Below are 22,669 nucleotides of genomic sequence, written 5' to 3'. Positions count from 1 at the left end.
CAACGGTTCTACGTTTCAATCTTCATAAATCAAGTTCTAAAGTCTTCAATCAAAGGAGTGATCATGCAAGCTTTCATCGCCAACATCCAGGGTCTGACCGCCGTCGGTATCGGCATCATCATCGGCCTGGGTGCAATCGGCGCCTGTATCGGTATCGGTCTGATGGGCGGCAAGTACATCGAGGCTTGCGCGCGTCAGCCTGAACTGATGAACCCGCTGCAGACCAAGATGTTCCTGTTGGCTGGTCTGATCGACGCGGCGTTCCTGATCGGCGTTGGTGTGGCAATGCTGTTTGCGTTCGCGAACCCGCTGCTCGCACGTCTCGGCGGCTGAGGTTCCTCGGAAGTGTGCGTCTGATCTTTTGACATGACGCAAACCGGAACGGTGAGGCGCTGATCGAGCACAACAGCCGGTTAGCGCCTTTTAACCGTTTCACTCTCCCGAAAAGCAACGTTTAAGGAAACACCGTGAATCTCAACGCAACCCTGTTTGCGCAAATGGTCGTGTTTCTGATCCTCGCGTGGTTCACGATGAAGTTCGTGTGGCCGCCGTTGATCAACGCCCTCGACGAGCGCTCGAAGAAGATTGCCGACGGCCTCGCCGCCGCCGACAAGGGCAAGGCGGAACTCGAAGCTGCGCATAAGCGCGTCGACCAGGAACTCGCCCAGGCACGCAACGACGGCCAGCAGCGTATTGCTGACGCTGAAAAGCGCGCTGCCGCCGTCGCCGACGAAATCAAGGCTAACGCTCAGGCAGAAGCCGCGCGCATCGTCGCGCAAGCCAAGGCGGACGCCGACCAGCAAATCGTCAAGGCTCGCGAAGCACTGCGCGCCGAAGTCGCCGCGCTGGCCGTCAAGGGCGCCGAGCAAATTCTGAAGCGCGAAGTCGATCAGAAGGCTCACGCCGACCTGCTGAATCAACTCAAAACCGAGCTCTGATCATGGCCGAACTTGCAACCATCGCTCGTCCTTACGCAGAAGCGCTGTTCCGCGTGGCCGAAACCGGCGATCTCGCGGGCTGGTCCACCTTCGTCGAGGAGCTGGCACAGGTTGCGCGTCTGCCCGAAGTGGAAACGGTCGCCTCGAGCCCGAAGGTGAGCCGCGAGCAGATCACGGATTTGCTGCTCGCCGCGGTGAAGTCGCCGCTCGCTCAGAGCAATGCTCAGGCGAAGAATTTCGTGCGCATGTTGGTGGAGAATCATCGCCTGCCGCTGCTGCCCGAGATCGCCGTCCAGTTCGACGAGCTGAAGAACGCCCGTGAAGGTGCGGCCGACGCGTATATCGTCAGCGCGTTCCCCCTCGAAGGCGCACAGTTGAACGACTTGGTCGCAAGCCTCGAACGCAAGTTCGAGCGCAAGCTGAAGCCGATCGTCGAAGTCGATCAGTCGCTGATCGGCGGCGTTCGCGTGACGGTCGGCGACGAAGTGCTCGATACCTCGGTCCGCGCGCGCCTCGCCAGCATGCAGACGGCTCTGACCGCCTGACGCTTCCCGGAAGCGCCTTAGCTGGCACGCAACAGAATTGACTATCAGGAGCGAATAATGCAACTCAATCCCTCTGAGATCAGCGAGCTGATCAAGAGCCGGATCCAGGGCCTTGAAGCGAGCGCGGACGTTCGCAACCAGGGCACCGTGATCTCCGTGACCGACGGTATCGTGCGTATCCACGGCCTGTCGGACGTGATGCAGGGCGAAATGCTCGAATTCCCGGGCAACACGTTCGGCCTCGCGTTGAACCTCGAGCGCGACTCGGTCGGCGCCGTTATTCTCGGTGAGTACGAGCACATCACGGAAGGCGACATCGTCAAGACGACGGGCCGCATTCTCGAAGTGCCGGTTGGTCCCGAACTGATCGGCCGCGTGGTCGATGCACTCGGCAACCCCATCGACGGCAAGGGTCCGGTCAACGCGAAGATGACCGACGCGATCGAAAAGATCGCTCCGGGCGTGATCTGGCGTAAGTCGGTGTCGCAGCCGGTGCAAACGGGTCTCAAGTCGATCGACGCAATGGTGCCGATCGGCCGCGGCCAGCGCGAGCTGATCATCGGCGACCGTCAGTGCGGCAAGAGCGCCGTCGCTGTCGACGCGATCATCAACCAGAAGGGCAAGGACCTCATCTGTATCTACGTCGCGATCGGCCAGAAGGCTTCGTCGATCATGAACGTGGTGCGCAAGCTCGAAGAAACCGGCGCGATGGCTTACACCATCGTCGTGGCGGCTTCGGCTTCGGAATCAGCTGCGATGCAATACCTCGCGCCGTACGCCGGCTGCACGATGGGCGAATACTTCCGCGATCGCGGCCAGGACGCGTTGATCGTCTATGACGATTTGACCAAGCAAGCATGGGCGTATCGTCAGATTTCGCTGTTGCTGCGCCGTCCGCCGGGCCGTGAGGCGTATCCCGGTGACGTGTTCTATCTGCACTCGCGTCTGCTCGAGCGTGCCGCTCGCGTCTCGGAAGAGTACGTCGAGAAGTTCACCAACGGCGAAGTGAAGGGCAAGAGCGGCTCGCTGACGGCGCTGCCGGTCATCGAAACCCAAGCCGGCGACGTGACCGCGTTCGTTCCGACGAACGTCATCTCGATTACCGATGGCCAGATCTTCCTGGAAACCGACCTGTTCAACGCCGGTATCCGCCCTGCGATCAACGCGGGCGTGTCGGTGTCGCGCGTCGGTGGTGCGGCTCAGACCAAGGTCGTGAAGAAGCTGTCGGGCGGTATCCGTACCGACCTCGCGCAGTATCGTGAACTGGCTGCATTCGCACAGTTCGCGTCGGACCTCGACGAAGCCACCCGCAAGCAGTTGGAGCGCGGCCGCCGCGTGACGGAACTGCTAAAGCAGCCGCAATATCAGCCGCTGCAGGTGTGGGAGCTGTCGGTGGCGCTGTTCGCGGCCAACAACGGCTATCTCGACGATCTGGAAGTCTCGCAAGTCCTGCCGTTTGAAAAGGGCATGCGCGAATACCTGAAGACGAGCCATGCCGATCTGATTAAGCGCATCGAAGACAACAAAGACTTGTCGAAGGACGACGAAGGCGCACTGCATGCCGCGCTGAAGGACTTCAAGAAGTCGGGCGCTTATTGATCGGGACAGAGGAGAAACGCGCGGCGCGAAGGCGCCGCGCGGCTTCGATCAAGGAGTAAGCAATGGCTGGAATGAAGGAAATTCGCGGCAAGATCAAGAGCGTGCAAAACACGCGAAAGATCACGAAAGCGATGGAAATGGTCGCCGCATCGAAGATGCGCCGCGCCCAGGAGCGCATGCGTTCCGCCCGTCCGTATGCCGACAAGGTCCGCGCAATCGCCGCGCACATGAGCGCAGCGAACCCCGAGTATCGTCACCCGTTCATGGTGAAGAACGAGGGCGCGAAGACGGCCGGCCTGATCCTCGTCACGACCGACAAGGGTCTGTGCGGCGGCATGAACACGAACATCCTGCGTGCGTCGCTGACCAAGATCAAAGAGCTGGATCAGAGCGGCGTGTCCGTCGAGGCGTCGGCTATCGGCGGCAAGGGGCTCGGCTTCCTGAACCGGCTGCGCGCCAAGGTCGTGTCGCAAGTCACGCAACTGGGCGATACGCCGCATCTGGAAAAGCTGATCGGCGCGATCAAGGTGCAGCTCGACCTGTATTCGGAAGGCAAGATCAACGCGGTGTACCTGGCGTACACGCGCTTCGTCAATACGATGAAGCAGGAAGCGGTGATCGAGCAATTGCTGCCGCTGTCGGTTGACGACCTCAATCAGAAGAACGCGGACGCTGATACGCCGAAGACGTCGTGGGACTACATCTACGAGCCGGACGCTCAGACGGTGGTGGACGACCTGCTCGTGCGCTACGTGGAAGCGCTCGTGTATCAGGCGGTCGCGGAAAACATGGCGTCCGAGCAGTCGGCGCGCATGGTCGCGATGAAGGCCGCGTCCGACAACGCGAAGCAAGTGATCAACGAACTGCAGCTCGTCTATAACAAGAGCCGCCAGGCCGCGATTACGAAAGAATTGTCGGAAATCGTCGGCGGCGCCGCAGCGGTCTGAGTCTGACCGCGTGAAAGAACACAGTATCTAAAGGAAATGCGATGAGTACTACTGCTTTGGTAGAAGGCAAGATCGTACAGTGCATCGGCGCCGTTATCGACGTGGAATTTCCGCGTGCGCAAATGCCGAAGATTTACGACGCGCTCATTCTGGAAGGCACCGAACTGACGCTCGAAGTCCAGCAGCAGCTGGGCGACGGCGTGGTCCGCACCATCTGTCTGGGTGCGTCCGACGGCCTGCGCCGCGGCACGATGGTCAAGAACACCGGCAAGCCCATCAGCGTGCCGGTGGGCAAGCCGACGCTCGGCCGCATCATGGACGTGCTCGGCCGCCCGATCGACGAAGCCGGCCCGATCGACAGCGCGAACCTGCGCTCGATCCACCAGGCTGCACCTTCGTTCGACGAACTGTCGCCGTCGACCGAACTGCTCGAAACCGGCATCAAGGTTATCGACCTGATCTGCCCGTTCGCCAAGGGCGGCAAGGTCGGCCTGTTCGGCGGTGCGGGCGTGGGCAAAACCGTGAACATGATGGAACTCATCAACAACATCGCGAAGGAACACGGCGGTTATTCCGTGTTCGCCGGTGTGGGTGAGCGTACCCGTGAAGGGAACGACTTCTATCACGAAATGAAGGACTCGAACGTTCTCGACAAGGTCGCGCTGGTGTACGGCCAGATGAACGAGCCGCCGGGCAACCGTCTGCGCGTCGCGCTGACCGGTCTGACGATGGCCGAGCACTTCCGTGACGAAGGTCTCGACGTGCTGTTCTTCGTTGACAACATCTATCGTTTCACGCTGGCGGGTACGGAAGTGTCCGCACTGCTCGGCCGTATGCCTTCGGCAGTGGGCTATCAGCCGACGCTGGCTGAAGAAATGGGCAAGCTGCAAGAGCGCATCACGTCGACGAAGACCGGCTCCATCACGTCGGTTCAGGCCGTGTACGTCCCTGCGGACGACTTGACCGACCCGTCGCCGGCTACGACCTTCGGCCACCTGGACGCAACTGTCGTGTTGTCGCGTGACATCGCTTCGCTCGGTATCTACCCCGCCGTGGATCCGCTCGATTCGACCTCGCGTCAGATCGACCCGAACGTGATCGGCGAAGAGCACTACTCGATCACGCGCGGCGTTCAGCAGACGCTGCAGCGCTACAAGGAACTGCGCGACATCATCGCGATTCTGGGCATGGACGAACTGTCGCCGGAAGACAAGCTGTCGGTCGCGCGCGCTCGTAAGATCCAGCGTTTCCTGTCGCAGCCGTTCCACGTTGCTGAAGTGTTCACGGGTTCGCCGGGCAAGTACGTGCCGCTGAAGGAAACCATCCGCGGCTTCAAGATGATCGTCGAGGGCGAGTGCGATCATCTGCCGGAGCAGGCGTTCTACATGGTCGGCACGATCGACGAAGCCTTCGAAAAGGCCAAGAAGATCCAGTAAGGTCGGGTTCGTCAGGCGGACGCCGATGTCACGCATCGGCGTCCTCGATTGAAACCGACGACAGGAGTTGACATAAATGGCAACCATCAAAGTAGACGTCGTCAGCGCGGAAGAGCAGATCTTCTCGGGCCAGGCGAAGTTCGTCGCGCTGCCGGGCGAATCGGGTGAGCTCGGCATTCTGCCGGGTCACACGCCGCTCATCACGCGCATTCGTCCGGGCGCCGTGCGCATCGAGGCGGAAGACGGCTCGGAAGAGTTCGTGTTCGTGGCCGGCGGGATTCTCGAAGTCCAGCCGGGCATCGTGACCGTGCTCGCCGATACCGCCATCCGCGGCGCCGATCTCGACGAAGCGAAGGCCGAGCAAGCGAAGAAGCGCGCCGAGGAAGCGTTGCAAAACAACACCTCGGAACTCGAATACGCCACCGCGCAAGCGGAACTGGCGTATGCGGCTGCGCAGCTCGCGGCAATCCAGCGTCTGCGCAAGGTGCACGCGAAGCACTAAGCAACGACGCTTCACGAGCGGTCAGAGAAAGCAGCCTTCGGGCTGCTTTTTTTATGCGCGCGCCCGATGCGACGGCACGAAGCGCTGCGGGTAACACTCAATGCCCCCGCGCGCGACCGGCGGGCACAATGGCCTTCCAGTCAGCCTTCATTCGGGCGGAGACCATCGATGGCAACACAACCGACGCAGGCCGGCGCGCAGATCGAACCGCGCGACGGGCTTTCCTATGTCCGCGGCGCAACCGATATCCCCTTGAGCGATGCGACCGTATCGCGCTTCCTTCATGAAACAGTCGGGCGTTTTCCGGACCGGCCGGCTGTTGTTTTCCGCGAGCAAAGCATCCGCTGGACGTGGCGCGAGTTCGCGCATGAAGTCGATGTGCTCGCAAGCGGCCTGCTCGCGCTCGGGCTGAAGGCGGGCGACCGGGTCGGCATCTGGTCGCCGAATCGCGTGGAATGGCTGCTGACCCAATTCGCAACGGCGCGCATGGGCGCTGTGCTCGTCAACATCAATCCGGCGTACCGGTTGGCGGAACTCGAGTACGCGCTGAACAAGGTCGGCTGTAAAGCCATTGTGGCAGCGGAGCAATTCAAGTCGTCGAAGTATCTTGAGATGTTGCAGACGCTCGCACCCGAGCTCGCCGATGCCGAGCCCAACGCGCTGCAAGCGGCCCGGTTGCCCGAGCTGCGCGCCGTGATCCGCATGGGCGCCACCGCGACGCCGGGCATGCTTAACTTTGACGACGTGATGCACCGGGGACGCGCCGCCCTCGATCCCGCGCACCTCGACGCACTCGAAGCGACGCTCCGGCCGGACGACGCGATCAACATCCAGTTCACGAGCGGCACGACCGGCAATCCGAAGGGCGCGACGCTCACGCATCGCAACATCGTCAACAACGCGCGATACATCGCGATGGCGATGCGGCTCACCGAAGCGGATTCGCTGTGCATCCCGGTGCCGCTGTATCACTGCTTCGGCATGGTGCTGGCGGTGCTGGCGTGCGTCTCAACGGGCGCGGCGATGATATTTCCCGGCGAGGCCTTCGATCCCGCCGCGACGCTCGCCGCTGTCCACGAAGAGCGTTGCACGGCGCTGCATGGCGTGCCGACGATGTTCATCGCGGAACTGGACCACCCGGACTTCGCGAAATACGATCTGAGTCGCCTGCGAACGGGCATCATGGCCGGCTCGCCGTGTCCGATCGAGACCATGAAGCGCGTCGTTTCGACGATGCATCTCGCCAGAATCACCATCGCCTACGGGATGACGGAAACGAGTCCCGTGTCGTTCCAGAGCTCGACCACGGACCCGCTCGACAAGCGCACGACGACGGTCGGCCGCATTCAGCCGCATCTCGAAGTGAAGATTGTCGATCCGCTCGGCGAAATCGTGCCGGTCGGCGAAACGGGCGAGCTTTGCACGCGCGGCTATTCCGTGATGAAAGGCTACTGGGGCGACGACGAAAAGACGCGCGAAGCGATCATCGACGGATGGATGCATACCGGCGATCTCGCGACGATCGACGCCGAAGGCTACTGCAACATTGTCGGCCGCCTGAAGGACATGGTCATACGCGGCGGCGAGAACGTGTATCCGCGCGAAATCGAGGAATTTCTATTTCGTCATCCGAAGATTCAGTCGGTGCAGGTATTCGGCGTGCCGGACGAAAAGTATGGCGAGGAAGTATGCGCATGGGTCGTGGTGCGTCCCGGCGAAGTGGCGAGCGAAGACGATATCCGCGCGTTTTGCCAAGGACAAATCGCCCATTACAAGATCCCGCGTTATATCCGCTTTGTCGATGAACTGCCGATGACCGTCACCGGGAAGGCGCAGAAGTTCGTGATGCGCGCGCGCATGATCGACGAATTCAAACTCGCCGAATCAAAAACCGCATAAGCCGGACGGCGCAGGTCAGACAAAGGGAGCGGAAAAGACAAAGGGAGCGCATGGCGCTCCCTTCTGTCATGGGACAAACGTCCGTGCGACCAGCGCAAACGTTTGTTCAGGCGAAAAAAAAGCGGGCCTGGAGCCCGCTAAAAACCACACGCTACGGGGTTAGCGCGAGGAGACCAACTGTGGGAGACTTCGATTTCATTTCACAAATCGAAGAACGATCCCAACACCGATGTCCCTGGAAGAGTTTCGACCTTCGTCGACCACCGAAACGCGCGGTATTTGCACTGCGCGCTCGAATCCATCCGTGTTGAAACCGTTTGAACAGATTGTGGGCGAATTGAATCGGGATCGCCGTAACAAAGTGTTTCAGGTTGTAACCCGCGCCCGTCAAGGCGCCGATAAACAATCTCGCGCGAATCCGCCTTTTGTCTTGCAAATATTGTCGGTTATTCAGCCGATTTATTCTGTCGCCGCGCGCAAGCGTCAAAATACCGCTTTTTGACGCGGCGGCTAAATGCGTAATCGTCAGAAAAATAGCACGTGCGGACGGAAGAAATCGATTAGAAAACGCCTACACACTCGTTCGATTCATATAACCAATCGTTGGAGACTCGCATGACCATTGATGCAGCTTTGCTCCGCTATTACCGCGAAGTCGCCGAAACGTTCCCGCCGCTCGCACCGGACGCCGACGCATCCGCGGTACGTCAGCGGTTCAAGGCCGTCGCGCAAGCGTATGCGCTTGAACGCGGCGACGCTGTGACCGTCGAGGACATTGACATTGTTTTGCAAGAACGGACGCTCAACGCGCGCATATATAAGCCGCGCGGGACGCCCGGCCCGTTGCCGCTGCTCGTCTATTTTCACGGCGGCGGCTGGGTTGTCGGCGATATCGACACCCACGACGCGCTCGTCGCGCGGCTCGCGCTCGACGCACAGTGCGCCGTCGCGAGCGTGGACTACCGCCTCGCGCCCGAGCACCCGTTCCCCGCGCCTTGCGACGACGCCCTCGATGCCCTGATCTGGTTCGCGGAACATCGCTCGCGCCTCGGCTTCGCGACGGATCGGCTGGGCGTCGGCGGCGACAGCGCGGGGGCGCATCTGGCGGTCGTTGCGGCGCGTGGCGTGAACGAGCGCGTGGCGGGCCTCGTCGGTTTGCAACTGCTGCTTTACCCGGTCATGCGCCGGCAATTCGAGAGTGCGAGCTGTATCGCCAATGCGAATGGCCCCGGACTGACGAACGACGAGATGAAGTGGTACTGGACGCAATTCCTGTCCGGCGTCACCCCCGGCGACCACGACGTCCGCGCCTTTCCGCTGGCCGAGCCGTTCGAGCGCACGCCAGCGCGCGCGCTGATCGTGGCCGCTGCCTACGATCCGCTGTACGACGACGCCTTCGAGCTCAAGCGCTTTCTCGAAACCAACGGCGGTCGCGTCGAACTGGTCGACGCCACCGACATGACGCACGGCTTCGCGCGCCTGCATACGCAGTCCGAGGCCGCGCTCGGCTGGCTGCGGAAGATCGGCGAGCGCGCTGGCGAGTTGCTGCGCGCCGGGCGATAGACGCCTACTTGAGCCACTTGTCGACGACCGTCTGAAACTCGCCGGTCGAACGCGTCAGATGCAGCCATTGATCGACGTACTGCTGCCACGCGACGTCCCCGCGCGGCAGCAGATACGCCTTCTCGCCGAACTGAAACGGCTTGTCGGGATGCACCGAGCACAGACCGGGATTGAGCTTTTGTTGCAGCAGCGTTTCGGAGGCGTCGGTGACCATGACATCGGCGTGGCCGTCGAGGATCTGCTTGAAGATCGTCACATTGTCCGGATACTCGATCAACTGCGAGTGCGAGAAGTACTGCTTCGCGAAGCGCTCGTTCGTGCCCCCGGGATTGACGATCGTGCGCACGCCCGGCTGGTCGATTGCGGCGACGGTCTGATACTTCTCGACATCGGCGCAACGCACGATCGGTGTCTTGCCGTCCTCCATGTACGGCGCGGTGAAGAACGCGCGCTTCTGGCGGTCCAGCGTCGTCGATACGCCGCCCACGGCGATATCGCATTTCGCGATGAAATCGTTCATCAGATTCGACCACGATGTCTTCACGTACTCGGCCCTCGCGCCCAGCGACTTTGCGAGGCTGTCCGCCAGATCGATGTCGATGCCTTCGAACTGCCCGTCCGGCTTGAGGAACGAATACGGCTTGTAGTCGCCCGTCGTGCAGACGCGCAGCGTGTGGCGCGCGAGAACCTCATCGAGCCGCGAGGAGGGGGGCGCAGGCGCGGGTGCGATTTGCGCGACGCTGCCGGCCTGAACCGTCTGGGCGCACGCGACGCCCGATGCGAAAACCGACCACGCGACTGCACACGTGGCGAGACTGAAGGACGTGCGTTTCATCGATGCTCCTGATTGTTGTTGTGGCGATGAGGCGGCATCGATGATAGCGAGCACGCGGTCGTCTGAACATCATCTTGAAAAGACGCGCGGCCGTGCGGATTTGCCGCCGCGCTGCTGCGAAAACGTGCAGCCGCTCCGGTAGAATGGACGATTCTCTTCTGGCTTCAGCACCGAGCGACGTGGCACAGACTCTTCTCAACGACACCTTCCTGCGTGCGCTGCTGCGCCAGCCGACCGACTACACGCCGATCTGGCTGATGCGCCAGGCGGGCCGCTACCTGCCCGAATACAACGCGACGCGCGCGCGAGCCGGCAGTTTTCTCGGCCTCGCGAAGAATCCGGATTTCGCGACGGAAGTCACGCTGCAACCGCTCGAACGCTTTCCGCTCGACGCCGCGATCCTCTTCTCGGACATCCTGACGGTTCCCGACGCGATGGGCCTCGGGCTCAACTTCGTGCAGGGCGAAGGCCCGCGCTTCGAGCGCACCGTACGCACGGAAGACGACGTGAAGCGCCTCGCGGTGCCGGATATCGACGCGACGCTGCGCTACGTCACCGACGCCGTGAGTCAGATTCGCCGCGCGCTGACGGACGCGCAGGGCCGTCAGAAAGTCCCGCTCATCGGCTTCTCCGGCAGTCCGTGGACGCTCGCCTGCTATATGGTCGAGGGCGGCGGCTCGGACGACCATCGCACTGTCAAGTCGATGGCTTATGCGCGTCCCGACCTGATGCATCGCATCCTGGACGTGAATGCGCGTGCTGTGGCCGCGTATCTGAACGCCCAGATCGGAGCGGGCGCGCAAGCCGTGATGATCTTCGACACCTGGGGCGGTGCGCTCGCCGATGGCGCTTATCAGCGCTTTTCGCTCGACTACATCGCGAAGGTCGTCGCCGGACTGAAGCGCGAGCACGACGGCGCACGCGTACCGGTCATCACGTTCACGAAGGGCGGCGGATTGTGGCTGGAAGAAATCGCCGCAACGGGCGTGGACGCAGTCGGTCTCGACTGGACGATGAACCTCGGCGTCGCGCGGGAGCGCGTGGGCGGCCGCGTGGCGCTTCAGGGCAACATCGATCCGTCCGTACTCTTCGCGCCGCCCGAGGCGATTCGGGCCGAAGCGCGCGGCGTGCTCGACAGCTTCGGGAATTTTCCGGGCCACGTCTTTAACCTCGGCCACGGCATTTCGCAGTTCACGCCGCCGGAACACGTCGCCGAACTGGTCGATGAAGTTCATCAGTACAGCCGCAAAGTGCGCGCCGCGTAACTCCCAACGGGCGATGCTGCGGTGCAGCGTCATCCGGATCGCCCGCCCTTCGCGGCGCGCCGGGATGTCAAGATCGACTTATGCACATTTTGTTCGTTGCGTCGCGCCATCAGACATATGGGCCGGTGCAAGCCATAAAGTGCCTCTATTTCTGATGCAAGTGCCTGTTTTTCAACAACTTTAATCAGCTTCGTCCGAAATGTGGGCAAACGCACATAAGCGATCCGTGACATTCCTCCCGGCGACGCAAGGCGGACTTCTCAACAAAGTTATCCACAGCCCTGTGGAAAGCACCGGAAATCCAAAAAAAATCGCTCACTTACGGGCGCTTTTGACGTTTCACTTCAACTTCTCCGTGGCACGGCTTGTCGCGCCGTGGGATTGCGCTACCACCGCTGCTGACGAGCGCGCCGGGCGATGACCGACCTGTTCGTGCGCGTCGCCATCGATCAGCCGATGCCCGTGCTGTTCGACTATCGCTACTCGCTGCCCGACCCGCCGGCCCCCGGCATGCTCGTGCTCGTGCCCTTCGGACGGCGCGAGGTGGTCGGCCTGATCTGCGAGATCACATCGGCGACCGATGTCCCTGCCAGCAAATTGCGACACGTGAGCAAGCTATGCACGGGCTGTCCGCCGCTGTCGATGCAATGGATCGCGCTGACCGCTTTCGCTGCGGATTACTACCAGCGCGGCCTCGGCGAAGTGGCCCTGCCCGCACTCCCGCAAGCATTTCGCGATGCGTCGCGCTGGGAGCGGCTTCTGACGGTCGAACCGCGCTTCGCTCTACTGCCGTCCGGCCGCGCGGAGATGCATGACGCGTTGCCGCCGCGTGCAACCGCGGTTCGCCGTCTCGCCGACGCGCTGACAGAAGAAGATCCGCTCGCGCTATCCGATGCCCGCGCGCTGCATCCGAAGGCCGCCGCCATCTTCGACGACTGGCTTGCACGAGGCTGGATCGAACACGCAGCGCCCGAACCCCCGCCATCGCAACCCTCTCCGACGGGCGCGGCGCAGCTTCCGCGCCTCACCGACGAACAGCGCGAAGCGGTCGAAGCCATCGCTGGCGCGCAGGGCTTCGCGCCGTTCCTGCTGCATGGCGTAACGGGCAGCGGCAAGACGGAGGTCTATCTCCACGCACTCGCCGGACTGCTCGTCGCGCGGCCCGACGCGCAGGCGCTCGTCCTCGTGCCGGAAATCAACCTGACGCCGCAGTTCGAAGCCGCATTCCGGTCGCGCTTCGCCGCGTTGACGGCAGGTTCCATCGTGACGATGCACAGCGGCCTTGCCGAAGGCGAGCGTGCGCGAAACTGGCTGGCAGCGCATACGGGCAACGCGCGAATCGTGCTCGGCACGCGGCTCGCGATTCTCGCGTCGGCGCCGAAGCTCGCGATGATCGTCGTCGATGAAGAGCACGATCCCGCGTACAAGCAGCAAGAGGGGCTGCGCTATTCCGCGCGCGATCTGGCGGTTTATCGCGCGAAGCAACTGGGTATTCCGGTCGTGCTGGGCTCCGCGACGCCATCGCTCGAAACGTGGTGGCAGGCCGAGCAGGGGCGCTACACGCGCCTGACGCTCACGCGCCGCGCCGTCGCAGAGGCTGCGTTGCCGGCGGTGCGGCTCATCGATCTCGAAGAAGAGCGCCGGCGCGGCCGCGCTTCAGTCGAAGGGTTATCGGGGCCGCTCATCGCCGCATTGAAGTCGCGGCTCGAGCGAGGCGAACAAAGTCTTGTCTTCCTCAACCGCCGTGGCTACGCGCCCATTCTTTCGTGCGAGGCGTGCGGCTGGGTCGCGGGCTGTCCGCGCTGCAGCGCCTACGCCGTGCTTCACAAGCCGGAGCGCGCGCTGCGCTGTCACCATTGCGGTTGGGAATCGCGCATTCCGAAGTCGTGTCCGGAGTGCGGCAATATCGACATTGCACCGATGGGACGCGGCACGCAGCGCGTCGAGGAGACGCTCGCGAGCGTCGTGCCGGGCGCGCGCGTGTTGCGCATCGACGCGGACAGCACGCGCCGCAAGGGCAGCGCACAAGCACTTTTTTCGGATGTCCACGCCGGTGAAGTCGATATCCTCGTCGGCACCCAGATGATCGCGAAGGGCCACGACTTTCGCCGCGTGACGCTCGTCGGCGTCCTGAATGCCGATACCGCACTCTTTTCGCACGATTTCCGCGCGAGCGAGCGGCTTTTCGCGCAGCTGACGCAGGTGAGCGGACGCGCAGGCCGCGCCGGTCTGCCGGGCGAAGTGCTGATTCAGACGCGCTATCCGCGCCACGCGCTTTATATGGCGTTATCGCGGCAGGATTACGTGGGCTTCGCCAATGCGACGCTCGCGGAGCGGCGCGACGCGCGGTTGCCTCCGTTCGTCTATCAGGCGATGCTGCGCGCCGAAGGCCGCACGCTGGAAGCGGCCATCGCGTTCCTGGCGGAAGCCGCAGCGGCGTTCGCGTCCTTGCCGGGTGCCGATCGCGTGACGGTCTACGATCCGGTGCCGCTCACCATCGTGAAGGTGTTCAACGTGCATCGCGCGCAACTGCTGCTGGAGAGCGGGTCGCGCGCCGCGCTGCAGTCCGCGTTGCGCGCGTGGCAGCCGGTGCTGCGCGCGCTCAAGGGCGTATTGCGCTGGAACGTCGAAGTCGATCCGCTCGACGTTTGAGCGCGGTCAGACTTGCTTGACGCGCGACCGGTCGGCGGGCGCGGGCGCAACCTCGTCGCGCGATTCTTCGACGGCATCCGTGCGCGCCGACGCACCGCGCACGAACAACACGACGCAGGCCGCAAATACGATCCAGACGCCGACAATCCACATCCAAGTGCTCATGCTGCTCTTCTCCCCGTAAGCCGTTAGCCGCGCCGTCGGCGGGCCTCGGCCTTTATATCGGCTGCGGGGATGCATTTACTTAGGGCTTTGTCCCAAAAAACTTGAGTTAGGGAAAGTACTAGGCATAATCCGCCATCCGCCAACGACGCGCTGCACCGTGCGGAGCCTTGTCGCGAAAGGGTTTGACGGTGGTGCAACCCTGCGGAAAACGTCGGTTGCACCTTTTATATCAGCGGGGTACGATTCGCCAACTTTTTGGTCTTTCGCCGGGTAGGCACGACCGGCAAACGAAGGAAATATGGCGAGCACAACCCTTGGCGTCAAAGTCGACGATTTGCTGCGGTCCCGGCTGAAAGACGCCGCCACGCGACTGGAACGCACCCCGCACTGGCTCATCAAGCAGGCGATCTTCGCTTATCTCGAACGTATCGAGCACGGCCAGCTTCCGCCGGAACTGTCGGGCGCGAATGGCGCGTCGGATATGACCGACGCCGCCTCTGTTGACACCGATGAAGACGGCGCACCGCATCCGTTCCTCGACTTCGCGCAGAACGTGCAGCCGCAATCGGTGCTGCGCGCTGCGATTACCGCAGCGTATCGGCGGCCGGAGCCGGAGTGCGTGCCGTTTCTCATCGGCCAGGCGCGCTTGCCCGCGACCGTCGCCGCGGATACGGAGAAGCTCGCGACGAAGCTCGTCGAAGCGCTGCGCGCAAAGAGCACCGGCGGCGGCGTCGAAGGGCTGATCCACGAGTTCTCGCTGTCGAGCCAGGAAGGCGTCGCGCTGATGTGCCTCGCCGAAGCGCTGTTGCGCATCCCCGATCGCGCCACGCGCGACGCGCTGATCCGCGACAAGATCAGCAAGGGCGACTGGCGCTCGCATATGGGCCAGGCGCCGTCGCTCTTCGTGAACGCCGCGACGTGGGGCCTGATGATTACCGGCAAGCTCGTCACGACGAACAGCGAAGCGGGTCTGTCGTCGGCGCTGACGCGGATGATCGGCAAGGGCGGGGAACCGCTGATCCGCAAGGGCGTCGACATGGCGATGCGCCTGATGGGCGAGCAGTTCGTCACCGGCGAGACGATCTCCGAAGCGCTCGCGAACAGCCGCAAGTTCGAAGCGCGCGGTTTCCGCTACTCGTACGACATGCTCGGCGAAGCCGCGACGACCGAGGAAGACGCACAACGCTACTACGCATCCTACGAGCAGGCGATTCACGCCATCGGCAAGGCGGCGGGCGGGCGCGGCATCTACGAAGGTCCCGGCATCTCCATCAAGCTTTCCGCGCTGCATCCGCGCTATTCGCGCTCGCAACAAGAGCGCACGATGACCGAACTGCTGCCGCGCGTGCGCGCGCTGGCGCAGCTCGCGCGCCGTTATGACATCGGGCTGAATATCGACGCCGAAGAAGCCGACCGTCTCGAGTTGTCGCTGGATCTGCTCGAAGCGCTGTGCTTCGATCCCGAACTCGCGGGCTGGAACGGCATCGGCTTCGTGGTGCAGGGGTATCAGAAGCGTTGCCCGTTCGTGATCGACTATCTGATCGATCTCGCGCGCCGCAGCCGTCATCGCTTGATGATTCGCCTCGTGAAAGGCGCGTACTGGGATACCGAAATCAAGCGCGCGCAAGTAGACGGCCTCGAAGGCTATCCGGTGTACACGCGCAAGATCTACACGGACATTTCGTACCTCGCGTGCGCGAAGAAGCTGCTCGCGGCGCCCGATGCCGTCTATCCGCAATTCGCGACGCACAACGCGTACACGCTGTCGGCCATCTATCACCTGGCGGGCCAGAATTATTACCCCGGCCAGTACGAATTCCAGTGCCTGCACGGCATGGGCGAGCCGCTCTACGAAGAAGTCACCGGCCGCGACAAGCTGAACCGTCCGTGCCGTGTGTATGCGCCGGTCGGCACGCACGAAACGCTGCTCGCTTATCTCGTGCGCCGTCTGCTCGAGAACGGCGCGAACACGTCGTTCGTGAACCGCATCGCGGATGAATCCGTGCCGGTGAAGGATCTCGTGCAGGACCCGATCGAAGAAGCGCAGAAGATCGTTCCGCTCGGCGCGCCGCACGCGAAGATTCCGCTGCCGCGCCAGCTTTACGGCAACGAGCGCCTCAACTCGATGGGCCTCGATCTGTCGAATGAGCATCGGCTGGCGTCGCTGTCGTCGGCGTTGCTCGCGAGCGGCAATCATCCGTGGCAGGCCGCGCCGATGCTCGAAGGCGGTTCGCTCGCCGACGGCGTTGCGCGCGATATCCGCAATCCGGCCGATCACCGCGATGTGGTCGGCACCGTGGTTGAAGCGTCGTCGGAACAGGTGAGCGCCGCGCTCGCGAACGCGATGGCCGCCGCGCCGATCTGGCAGGCGACGCCCGTCGAGGATCGCGCCGACTGCCTCTCGCGCGCCGCCGATCTGCTCGAAGCGCAAATGCACACGCTGATGGGCCTCATCATCCGCGAGGCCGGCAAGTCGCTGCCGAACGCGATTGCGGAGATACGCGAAGCCGTCGATTTCCTGCGTTATTACGCGTCGCAAATTCGCGCGGAGTTTTCGAACGATACGCATCGTCCGCTGGGTCCGGTGGTCTGCATCAGCCCGTGGAACTTCCCGCTGGCGATTTTCATGGGTCAGGTCGCGGCGGCGCTCGCAGCCGGCAATCCCGTGCTCGCGAAGCCTGCGGAACAGACGCCGCTGATCGCCGCGCAAGCGGTGCGCATCTTGCGCGAAGCCGGCGTGCCGGCGGGCGCGGTGCAACTGCTGCCGGGCGATGGCGAAACCGTGGGCGCGGCGCTCGTCGCCGATGCGCGCACGCGCGCCGTCATGTTCACCGGCTCGACGGAAGTCGCGCGCCTCATCAACAAGACGCTGTCGGAGCGGCTCGATTCGGAAGGCCGCCCGATTCCGCTGATCGCGGAAACCGGTGGCCAGAACGCGATGATCGTCGATTCGTCGGCGCTCGCGGAACAGGTCGTCGCCGACGTGATGCAGTCATCGTTCGATTCCGCCGGTCAACGCTGCTCGGCGCTGCGCGTTCTGTGCCTGCAGGACGATGTCGCCGATCGCACGCTCGAAATGCTCACCGGCGCGATGAAGCAACTCGCGGTGGGCAATCCGGACCGGCTGTCGGTGGATGTCGGCCCGGTCATCGATAAAGACGCGAAGCGCAGCATCGACGCGCACATCGCATCGATGCGCGAGAAGGGCCGCAAGGTCGTGCAACTGCCGCTGCCCGAAGGCTGCGCGCAAGGCACGTTCGTGCCGCCGACGCTGATCGAACTGGAAAGCATCGACGAGTTGAAGCGCGAGGTTTTCGGACCGGTGCTGCATGTGGTGCGTTATCGCCGCGCGTCTCTTGATAAACTGCTCGACCAAATTCGTACGACGGGTTACGGCCTGACGCTCGGCATCCATACGCGCATCGACGAAACCATCGCGCATGTCATCTCGCGCGCGCACGTGGGCAACATCTACGTGAACCGCAACGTGATCGGCGCGGTGGTCGGCGTGCAGCCGTTCGGCGGCGAAGGTCTCTCGGGTACGGGTCCGAAAGCGGGCGGCGCGCTGTATCTGCAGCGCCTGCTGGCCAAGCGTCCGACCGGCTTGCCGAAGTCGCTGGCGAGCACGCTCGTCGTCGATGAAATCGCATCCGGCGACACGCCCGCCGCCGCGCTGACCGCACTGCGCGACTGGGCGATCGGCGAGCGCGATCCGCAGACGGCCGCACGCTGTGACGGCTATCTGCAGCACGTGCTGGCGGGCGCGACGGCGGTGCTGGCCGGCCCGACCGGCGAGCGCAATACGTACACGTTGAGCGCGCGGGGCACGGTGCTGTGCGTGGCATCGACGGAAAGCGGCGCGCGCGCGCAGTTTGCCGCCGCGCTGGCGACGGGCAACAAGGCGCTTTTCGCGGGGTCGGCGGGCGAGCAGCTGGTGGCGTCGTTGCCGGCGTCGCTGAAGGCCCATGCGGCGGTGAGCAAGGATTCCGCAGCGGGCTTCGACGCCGTGTTGTTCGAAGGTGATAGCGATGAACTGCTGTCGCTCGTGAAGGAAATCGCCAAGCGTCCGGGACCGATCGTATCGGTGCAGGGCGTGGCGGCGGGCACCTTCGCCGACGCTGGCCACGACGGCGAAGACTATGCGCTCGAACGTCTGTTGACGGAACGCTCGGTGAGCGTGAACACGGCGGCGGCGGGCGGCAATGCGAATTTGATGACGATCGGTTGAGACGTTCGCGGCGCTCGGTTCAACAAATTCAAACAAACGGCAGCCGGCACGGCGATCCCGGCACAAGCTGCCATCCACACTGGTACTAGGAGAAGCTATGAAGTACACGATGAACAAGCTGGCAGCAGCCCTGACGCTCGCTGGCCTGTCGCTGGCGGGGACCGCGGTTGCACAGCAAGTCGAGGATGTGAAGGTCGGTTTCGCGGGTCCGATGACCGGCGCGCAAGCGCACTACGGCAAGGACTTCCAGAACGGCATCACGCTGGCCGTCGAAGAGTTCAACGCGACGAAGCCGGTGATCGGCGGCAAGCCGGTTCGCATCGTGCTGGATTCGGCGGACGATCAGGCCGACCCGCGCACGGGTACGACTGTCGCGCAGAAGCTGGTCGACGACGGCATCAAGGGCATGCTCGGCCACTTCAACTCGGGCACGACGATTCCGGCTTCGCGCATCTACGCGAACGCGGGCATTCCGCAGATCGCGATGGCGACCGCGCCGGAATACACGACGCAGGGCTTCAAGACCACGTTCCGCATGATGACGTCCGATACGCAGCAGGGTTCGGTCGCGGGCGAGTTCGCGGTGAAGAACCTGAAGGTCAAGAAGATCGCTATCGTCGATGACCGCACGGCTTACGGCCAGGGCCTCGCCGACCAGTTCGAGAAGGCGGCGAAGGCGGCGGGCGGCACGATCGTCGATCGCGAGTTCACGAACGACAAGGCCGTCGACTTCAAGGCGATTCTGACCAAGATCAAGGCGGCGAACCCGGACCTCGTCTATTACGGCGGCGCCGATTCGCAAGCCGGCCCGATGGCCAAGCAGATGAAGACGCTGGGCTTCCGCGCGCCGCTGATGGCGGGCGAAATGGTGAAGACGGACACGTTCCTGAAGATCGCGGGCGACGCGGCCGACGGCACGGTGGCTTCGCTGGCTGGCTTGCCGATGAACGAAATGCCGGGTGGCGCGGCATACGAAGCGAAGTACAAAAAGCGCTTCAACGAAGAAGTGCAGACGTACTCGCCGTACGCCTATGATGGCGCGATGGCCATGTTCAGCGCGATGAAGGCGGCCAACTCGACGGACCCGGCCAAGTATCTGCCGCTGCTTGCGAAGACCGACATGCAGGGCGTGACGGCGAAGCATCTGTCGTATGACGCGAAGGGCGATCTGAAGAACGGCGGGATTACGCTGTACAAGGTCGTCGGCGGCAAGTGGACGACGCTGCAGAGCGTGGGCGGGAAGTAAGGCTTAGGCGTTCAGCCTGCTTGAAACGGCTCGGTTCGCGATTGGCGGCCGGGCCGTTTTGCATTTAGTTTGCCGCTCGAATCTTGCTGGCGAACGGTCCTTTCGATAGCCGAGGCCCATCGGAAGCTGCACCTATTCCACCGGCTTATCGACCCGCTTATACCCCGTCACCATCGCACGAATAAGCTCCTCGCGTGTCCAGACGGTCATCAGCACGGCAGCGGCGATATGCACGCAGGCGAAGATTTCGATGACGAGCGAAAGCCAGGTATGAATCTCCTGCGGCCAGTCTTCGCCCCAGAAAACATCCAGCCGCATGAGCCATCCCGACAGGCCGAGCGCGAGGATCAGGAACCACAGAAAGAGCGCCATCAACCCGCCGAGCGGATTATGTGATCGATGATGAACCGGCCGGCCCGCCGCGAGCGAGCGCAGATGTTCACGCAGACGCGCGCGCGTCGGCCACCACGCCGAGAAACGCGCATTCGCCGAGCCGATGAAACCCCACACGATGCGCGCGACAACCAGCCCCGCCGCGATGTACCCCAGCAGCCGATGCGCGGCATCGGTCGGCCCGAACAGATTCCACACGACGATGCCCGCCACCGTCCAGTGCGTGAGCCGGACCCAGATGTCCCAAACCTTTACGCGCATCGACATGGAAGACAGCTCGCTCAGTCGACTTCGGACTTCACGACATCGAGCGTTTTCGTGTCGTAATAGATTTCGACTTTCTTGCCGTCCTTGTCGTGACCGTAGATCTCGTAGCAGTTGCCGTCGACTTTGAACTTGCGGATCTTGTAGCCCTGCGACTCGATCCTGGCCTTGGCGTCCGACTCCTTCATCCACTCGCCCTTCGGATGCGCCGTGCAATCGGCTTTCGCCAACGCCGCGCCAGAGAAGCCCAGCGCCAATGCAACCGCAAGAATCTTAAGCATCGCTAACTCCCAGTGTTTGGAGCGGATTACTCTACTGCCACCGGGAGTTAACCGCAAGCAAATCGAAAGCTGACGATCAACGCTTGCCTTGTTGACGAATCTGTTCGAGCGTCGCGCCCGGCGTGCTCTGATCTTGCGGAATGCGGATTTCGATGACCGCAGGCAGTCCTGATTCCACGGCGCGATCGAACGCGGGCATGAACTGGTCCGTCGTCTCGACGCGTTCGCCGTGCGCGCCGAACGCCCGCGCATACGCGACGAAATCCGGATTGGTCAGCCCCGTCCCGTGCACGCGATGCGGATAGTGCCGCTCCTGATGCATCCGGATCGTGCCGTATTGCGCGTTATTCACGACGACGAAAATCACGGCCAGCCGATACTGCATCGCCGTCGCGATTTCGTGGCTCGCCATCATGAAGCAGCCGTCGCCGGCGAACGCGATTACCGTGCGGTCCGGATACAGCGACTTCGCCGCGATGGCCGCCGGCACGCCGTAGCCCATCGCGCCGCTCGTCGGTGCGACCTGCGAGCGAAAATGCCGATACGAATAATGCCGATGCAGCCACGTCGCATAATTCCCCGCGCCGTTCGTGAGAATGGCATCGGCGGGGAGGCGTTCGGCGAGCGCGCGCATGATTTCGCCGAGCTGGACATCGCCGACCATCGGCCTGGGCTTGCGCCATTCCAGATACGCGGCATGTGCCGCTTCAGCCGATCCCGCCCACGCGATCCCGGCAGGCGGCTCGAGCGCCGCGAGCATCGAGGCAATCTCCGGCATGCCCGATACAACGGCCAGGTCCGCGCTGTACACGCGCCCCAGTTCCTCCGCGCCCTGATGCACGTGAATGAGCGTCTGCTTCGTCTTCGGGATATCGAGCAGCGTGTAGCCGCCCGTCGTCGATTCGCCCATGCGCGGACCCAGCACGAAGAGCACATCGGCTTCGCGCACGCGGGCAGCGAGCGCCGGATTGATGCCGAGGCCCACGTCGCCCGCATAGTTCGGATGCTCGTTGTTGAGCGTGTCCTGAAAGCGGAAGGCGCAGCCGGCCGGCAACTGCCATCGCTCGATGAAGCGCGCGAAGTCTTGCGTCGCGCCTTCGGTCCAGCCGCTGCCGCCCGCGATCACGAACGGCTTCTCGGCATTGGCGAGCATGTCGCGCAGCCGCTCCATCTGCGCCGGCGAAGGCGATGCCGCCACACGCTGATAACGCGGCGCAGCGGGTACGGCATCGCACGCTTCGGTCAGCATGTCCTCGGGCAGCGCGAGCACGACCGGCCCCGGACGCCCCGCCGTCGCGACGTGAAACGCATGACTCATGTATTCGGGAACGCGGCGCGGATCGTCGATCTGCGCGACCCACTTCGCCATCTGCCCGAACATGCGCCGATAGTCGATTTCCTGAAACGCCTCGCGATCCATGTGGTCGCGCGCGCATTGGCCGATGAGCAGGATCATCGGCGTCGAATCCTGATACGCGGTGTGCACGCCGATGGAGGCGTGCGTGGCTCCCGGCCCGCGCGTCACGATGGCGACGCCCGGCCGGCCGGTCAGCTTGCCGACCGCTTCGGCCATGTTCGCCGCGCCGGCCTCGTGGCGGCACACGATGGTCTGAATCTGGTCCGTTTCGTCGTGCAGCGAATCCAGCACGGCGAGGAAGCTCTCGCCGGGCACGCAGAACACGCGCTCGACGCCGTGATGCACGAGCGCATCGACGACGAGCCGCGCGCCGGTGGTTTGAGTGGAAGCGGGGGAAACATCGGACGCCATGCGTAAAAGTCTCCTGTCTGTTCTGGTTGGCGGATGCGCGCCCTCTAGCTTACGCCGTGGACGGCGCAGCAAGCCGATTCTTTACCCCGATCCGTCCATCAGCCGAAATACCCCTTTTTCACACCCTTTATCCAGCGATAGGC

The 22,669-nt window shown here is 63.3% G+C and carries 19 protein-coding genes; 14 read left to right on the top strand and 5 right to left on the bottom strand.

Annotation, left to right across the window (positions count from 1 at the left end):
* Nucleotides 1-63: 63 nt before the first annotated feature.
* From atpE to P9255_RS18775, 10 genes are all read left to right on the top strand, one after another.
* A complete protein-coding gene (atpE, locus tag P9255_RS18820) occupies nucleotides 64-333 on the top strand; it encodes a F0F1 ATP synthase subunit C (protein ID WP_309763738.1) in 270 nt (89 codons plus the stop codon).
* 134 nt (nucleotides 334-467) lie between these two features.
* On the top strand, nucleotides 468-938 hold the full coding sequence (locus P9255_RS18815; RefSeq protein ID WP_309763739.1) for a F0F1 ATP synthase subunit B: 471 nt from the start codon (nucleotides 468-470) through the stop codon (nucleotides 936-938).
* A 2-nt stretch (nucleotides 939-940) separates the two neighbouring features.
* Entirely contained in the window at nucleotides 941-1,483 is a 543-nt protein-coding gene (locus P9255_RS18810) for a F0F1 ATP synthase subunit delta (RefSeq protein ID WP_309763740.1), read from the top strand.
* Between the two features lie 57 nt (nucleotides 1,484-1,540).
* Nucleotides 1,541-3,082, top strand: coding sequence for a F0F1 ATP synthase subunit alpha (gene atpA, locus P9255_RS18805; protein WP_309763741.1), 1,542 nt, complete (start codon nucleotides 1,541-1,543; stop codon nucleotides 3,080-3,082).
* Nucleotides 3,083-3,144: 62 nt separating this feature from the next.
* Nucleotides 3,145-4,029: a F0F1 ATP synthase subunit gamma gene (gene atpG, locus P9255_RS18800; RefSeq protein ID WP_309763742.1), complete on the top strand. Its 885-nt coding sequence runs from the start codon at nucleotides 3,145-3,147 to the stop codon at nucleotides 4,027-4,029.
* A gap of 41 nt (nucleotides 4,030-4,070) precedes the next feature.
* Complete coding sequence (gene atpD / locus P9255_RS18795) at nucleotides 4,071-5,465, top strand: F0F1 ATP synthase subunit beta (protein WP_309763743.1); 1,395 nt, start codon at nucleotides 4,071-4,073, stop codon at nucleotides 5,463-5,465.
* 76 nt (nucleotides 5,466-5,541) lie between these two features.
* On the top strand, nucleotides 5,542-5,967 hold the full coding sequence (locus P9255_RS18790) for a F0F1 ATP synthase subunit epsilon (protein WP_309763744.1): 426 nt from the start codon (nucleotides 5,542-5,544) through the stop codon (nucleotides 5,965-5,967).
* Nucleotides 5,968-6,135: 168 nt separating this feature from the next.
* Nucleotides 6,136-7,866, top strand: coding sequence for an AMP-binding protein (locus P9255_RS18785; RefSeq protein ID WP_309790261.1), 1,731 nt, complete (start codon nucleotides 6,136-6,138; stop codon nucleotides 7,864-7,866).
* A 229-nt stretch (nucleotides 7,867-8,095) separates the two neighbouring features.
* Nucleotides 8,096-8,368, top strand: a complete 273-nt coding sequence (locus P9255_RS18780; RefSeq protein WP_309790260.1) for a hypothetical protein — start codon at nucleotides 8,096-8,098, stop codon at nucleotides 8,366-8,368.
* A gap of 113 nt (nucleotides 8,369-8,481) precedes the next feature.
* The gene (locus P9255_RS18775) at nucleotides 8,482-9,429 is read left to right on the top strand and encodes an alpha/beta hydrolase (RefSeq protein WP_309790259.1); all 948 of its coding nucleotides are present in this window, start codon (nucleotides 8,482-8,484) and stop codon (nucleotides 9,427-9,429) included.
* A gap of 4 nt (nucleotides 9,430-9,433) precedes the next feature.
* Here P9255_RS18775 and P9255_RS18770 read toward each other — a convergent pair whose 3' ends face one another.
* Nucleotides 9,434-10,264: a transporter substrate-binding domain-containing protein gene (locus P9255_RS18770; RefSeq protein ID WP_309790258.1), complete on the bottom strand. Its 831-nt coding sequence runs from the start codon at nucleotides 10,262-10,264 to the stop codon at nucleotides 9,434-9,436.
* A gap of 179 nt (nucleotides 10,265-10,443) precedes the next feature.
* On the opposite strand from P9255_RS18770, the gene hemE reads away from it, so the two are divergent.
* Both hemE and P9255_RS18760 read left to right on the top strand, forming a co-directional pair.
* Nucleotides 10,444-11,529 carry a uroporphyrinogen decarboxylase gene (gene hemE, locus P9255_RS18765; RefSeq protein ID WP_309790257.1) on the top strand — a complete coding sequence of 362 codons (1,086 nt, stop codon included), beginning with the start codon at nucleotides 10,444-10,446 and terminating at the stop codon, nucleotides 11,527-11,529.
* 417 nt (nucleotides 11,530-11,946) lie between these two features.
* The gene (locus tag P9255_RS18760) at nucleotides 11,947-14,181 is read left to right on the top strand and encodes a primosomal protein N' (RefSeq protein WP_309790256.1); all 2,235 of its coding nucleotides are present in this window, start codon (nucleotides 11,947-11,949) and stop codon (nucleotides 14,179-14,181) included.
* Nucleotides 14,182-14,187: 6 nt separating this feature from the next.
* Here P9255_RS18760 and P9255_RS18755 read toward each other — a convergent pair whose 3' ends face one another.
* A complete protein-coding gene (locus P9255_RS18755; protein ID WP_309763751.1) occupies nucleotides 14,188-14,346 on the bottom strand; it encodes a hypothetical protein in 159 nt (52 codons plus the stop codon).
* Between the two features lie 298 nt (nucleotides 14,347-14,644).
* On the opposite strand from P9255_RS18755, the gene putA reads away from it, so the two are divergent.
* Together putA and P9255_RS18745 are read left to right on the top strand one after the other, a co-directional pair.
* Nucleotides 14,645-18,574: a trifunctional transcriptional regulator/proline dehydrogenase/L-glutamate gamma-semialdehyde dehydrogenase gene (gene putA, locus P9255_RS18750; protein ID WP_309790255.1), complete on the top strand. Its 3,930-nt coding sequence runs from the start codon at nucleotides 14,645-14,647 to the stop codon at nucleotides 18,572-18,574.
* Between the two features lie 97 nt (nucleotides 18,575-18,671).
* Nucleotides 18,672-19,820, top strand: a complete 1,149-nt coding sequence (locus P9255_RS18745) for a branched-chain amino acid ABC transporter substrate-binding protein (RefSeq protein ID WP_309763754.1) — start codon at nucleotides 18,672-18,674, stop codon at nucleotides 19,818-19,820.
* A gap of 132 nt (nucleotides 19,821-19,952) precedes the next feature.
* Here P9255_RS18745 and P9255_RS18740 read toward each other — a convergent pair whose 3' ends face one another.
* From P9255_RS18740 to P9255_RS18730, 3 genes are all read right to left on the bottom strand, one after another.
* Complete coding sequence (locus P9255_RS18740; RefSeq protein ID WP_309790776.1) at nucleotides 19,953-20,474, bottom strand: cytochrome b/b6 domain-containing protein; 522 nt, start codon at nucleotides 20,472-20,474, stop codon at nucleotides 19,953-19,955.
* A gap of 20 nt (nucleotides 20,475-20,494) precedes the next feature.
* On the bottom strand, nucleotides 20,495-20,758 hold the full coding sequence (locus P9255_RS18735; RefSeq protein ID WP_309763755.1) for a PepSY domain-containing protein: 264 nt from the start codon (nucleotides 20,756-20,758) through the stop codon (nucleotides 20,495-20,497).
* Nucleotides 20,759-20,834: 76 nt separating this feature from the next.
* A complete protein-coding gene (locus P9255_RS18730) occupies nucleotides 20,835-22,526 on the bottom strand; it encodes a thiamine pyrophosphate-binding protein (protein WP_309790254.1) in 1,692 nt (563 codons plus the stop codon).
* Between the last annotated feature and the right edge of the window lie 143 nt (nucleotides 22,527-22,669).

The sequence above is a fragment of the Caballeronia sp. LZ019 genome (assembly GCF_031450825.1).
GTDB lineage: Bacteria > Pseudomonadota > Gammaproteobacteria > Burkholderiales > Burkholderiaceae > Caballeronia.
The sequence above is the reverse complement of the archived record's forward strand: the minus strand, read 5'-3'. Positions and strand labels throughout refer to the sequence as shown.

Bases quoted from the DNA above. Each gene is read 5' to 3' on its own strand.
- P9255_RS18730 (WP_309790254.1), bottom strand. From the start codon at position 22,526: ATGGCGTCCGATGTTTCCCCCGCTTCCACTCAAACCACCGGCGCGCGG.
- P9255_RS18745 (WP_309763754.1), top strand. From the start codon at position 18,672: ATGAAGTACACGATGAACAAGCTGGCAGCAGCCCTGACGCTCGCTGGC.
- atpE (WP_309763738.1), top strand. From the start codon at position 64: ATGCAAGCTTTCATCGCCAACATCCAGGGTCTGACCGCCGTCGGTATC.
- atpA (WP_309763741.1), top strand. From the start codon at position 1,541: ATGCAACTCAATCCCTCTGAGATCAGCGAGCTGATCAAGAGCCGGATC.
- P9255_RS18790 (WP_309763744.1), top strand. From the start codon at position 5,542: ATGGCAACCATCAAAGTAGACGTCGTCAGCGCGGAAGAGCAGATCTTC.
- P9255_RS18775 (WP_309790259.1), top strand. From the start codon at position 8,482: ATGACCATTGATGCAGCTTTGCTCCGCTATTACCGCGAAGTCGCCGAA.
- P9255_RS18770 (WP_309790258.1), bottom strand. From the start codon at position 10,264: ATGAAACGCACGTCCTTCAGTCTCGCCACGTGTGCAGTCGCGTGGTCG.
- atpD (WP_309763743.1), top strand. From the start codon at position 4,071: ATGAGTACTACTGCTTTGGTAGAAGGCAAGATCGTACAGTGCATCGGC.
- putA (WP_309790255.1), top strand. From the start codon at position 14,645: ATGGCGAGCACAACCCTTGGCGTCAAAGTCGACGATTTGCTGCGGTCC.
- atpG (WP_309763742.1), top strand. From the start codon at position 3,145: ATGGCTGGAATGAAGGAAATTCGCGGCAAGATCAAGAGCGTGCAAAAC.
- P9255_RS18810 (WP_309763740.1), top strand. From the start codon at position 941: ATGGCCGAACTTGCAACCATCGCTCGTCCTTACGCAGAAGCGCTGTTC.
- P9255_RS18735 (WP_309763755.1), bottom strand. From the start codon at position 20,758: ATGCTTAAGATTCTTGCGGTTGCATTGGCGCTGGGCTTCTCTGGCGCG.
- P9255_RS18755 (WP_309763751.1), bottom strand. From the start codon at position 14,346: ATGAGCACTTGGATGTGGATTGTCGGCGTCTGGATCGTATTTGCGGCC.
- P9255_RS18760 (WP_309790256.1), top strand. From the start codon at position 11,947: ATGACCGACCTGTTCGTGCGCGTCGCCATCGATCAGCCGATGCCCGTG.
- P9255_RS18740 (WP_309790776.1), bottom strand. From the start codon at position 20,474: ATGCGCGTAAAGGTTTGGGACATCTGGGTCCGGCTCACGCACTGGACG.
- P9255_RS18785 (WP_309790261.1), top strand. From the start codon at position 6,136: ATGGCAACACAACCGACGCAGGCCGGCGCGCAGATCGAACCGCGCGAC.
- P9255_RS18780 (WP_309790260.1), top strand. From the start codon at position 8,096: ATGTCCCTGGAAGAGTTTCGACCTTCGTCGACCACCGAAACGCGCGGT.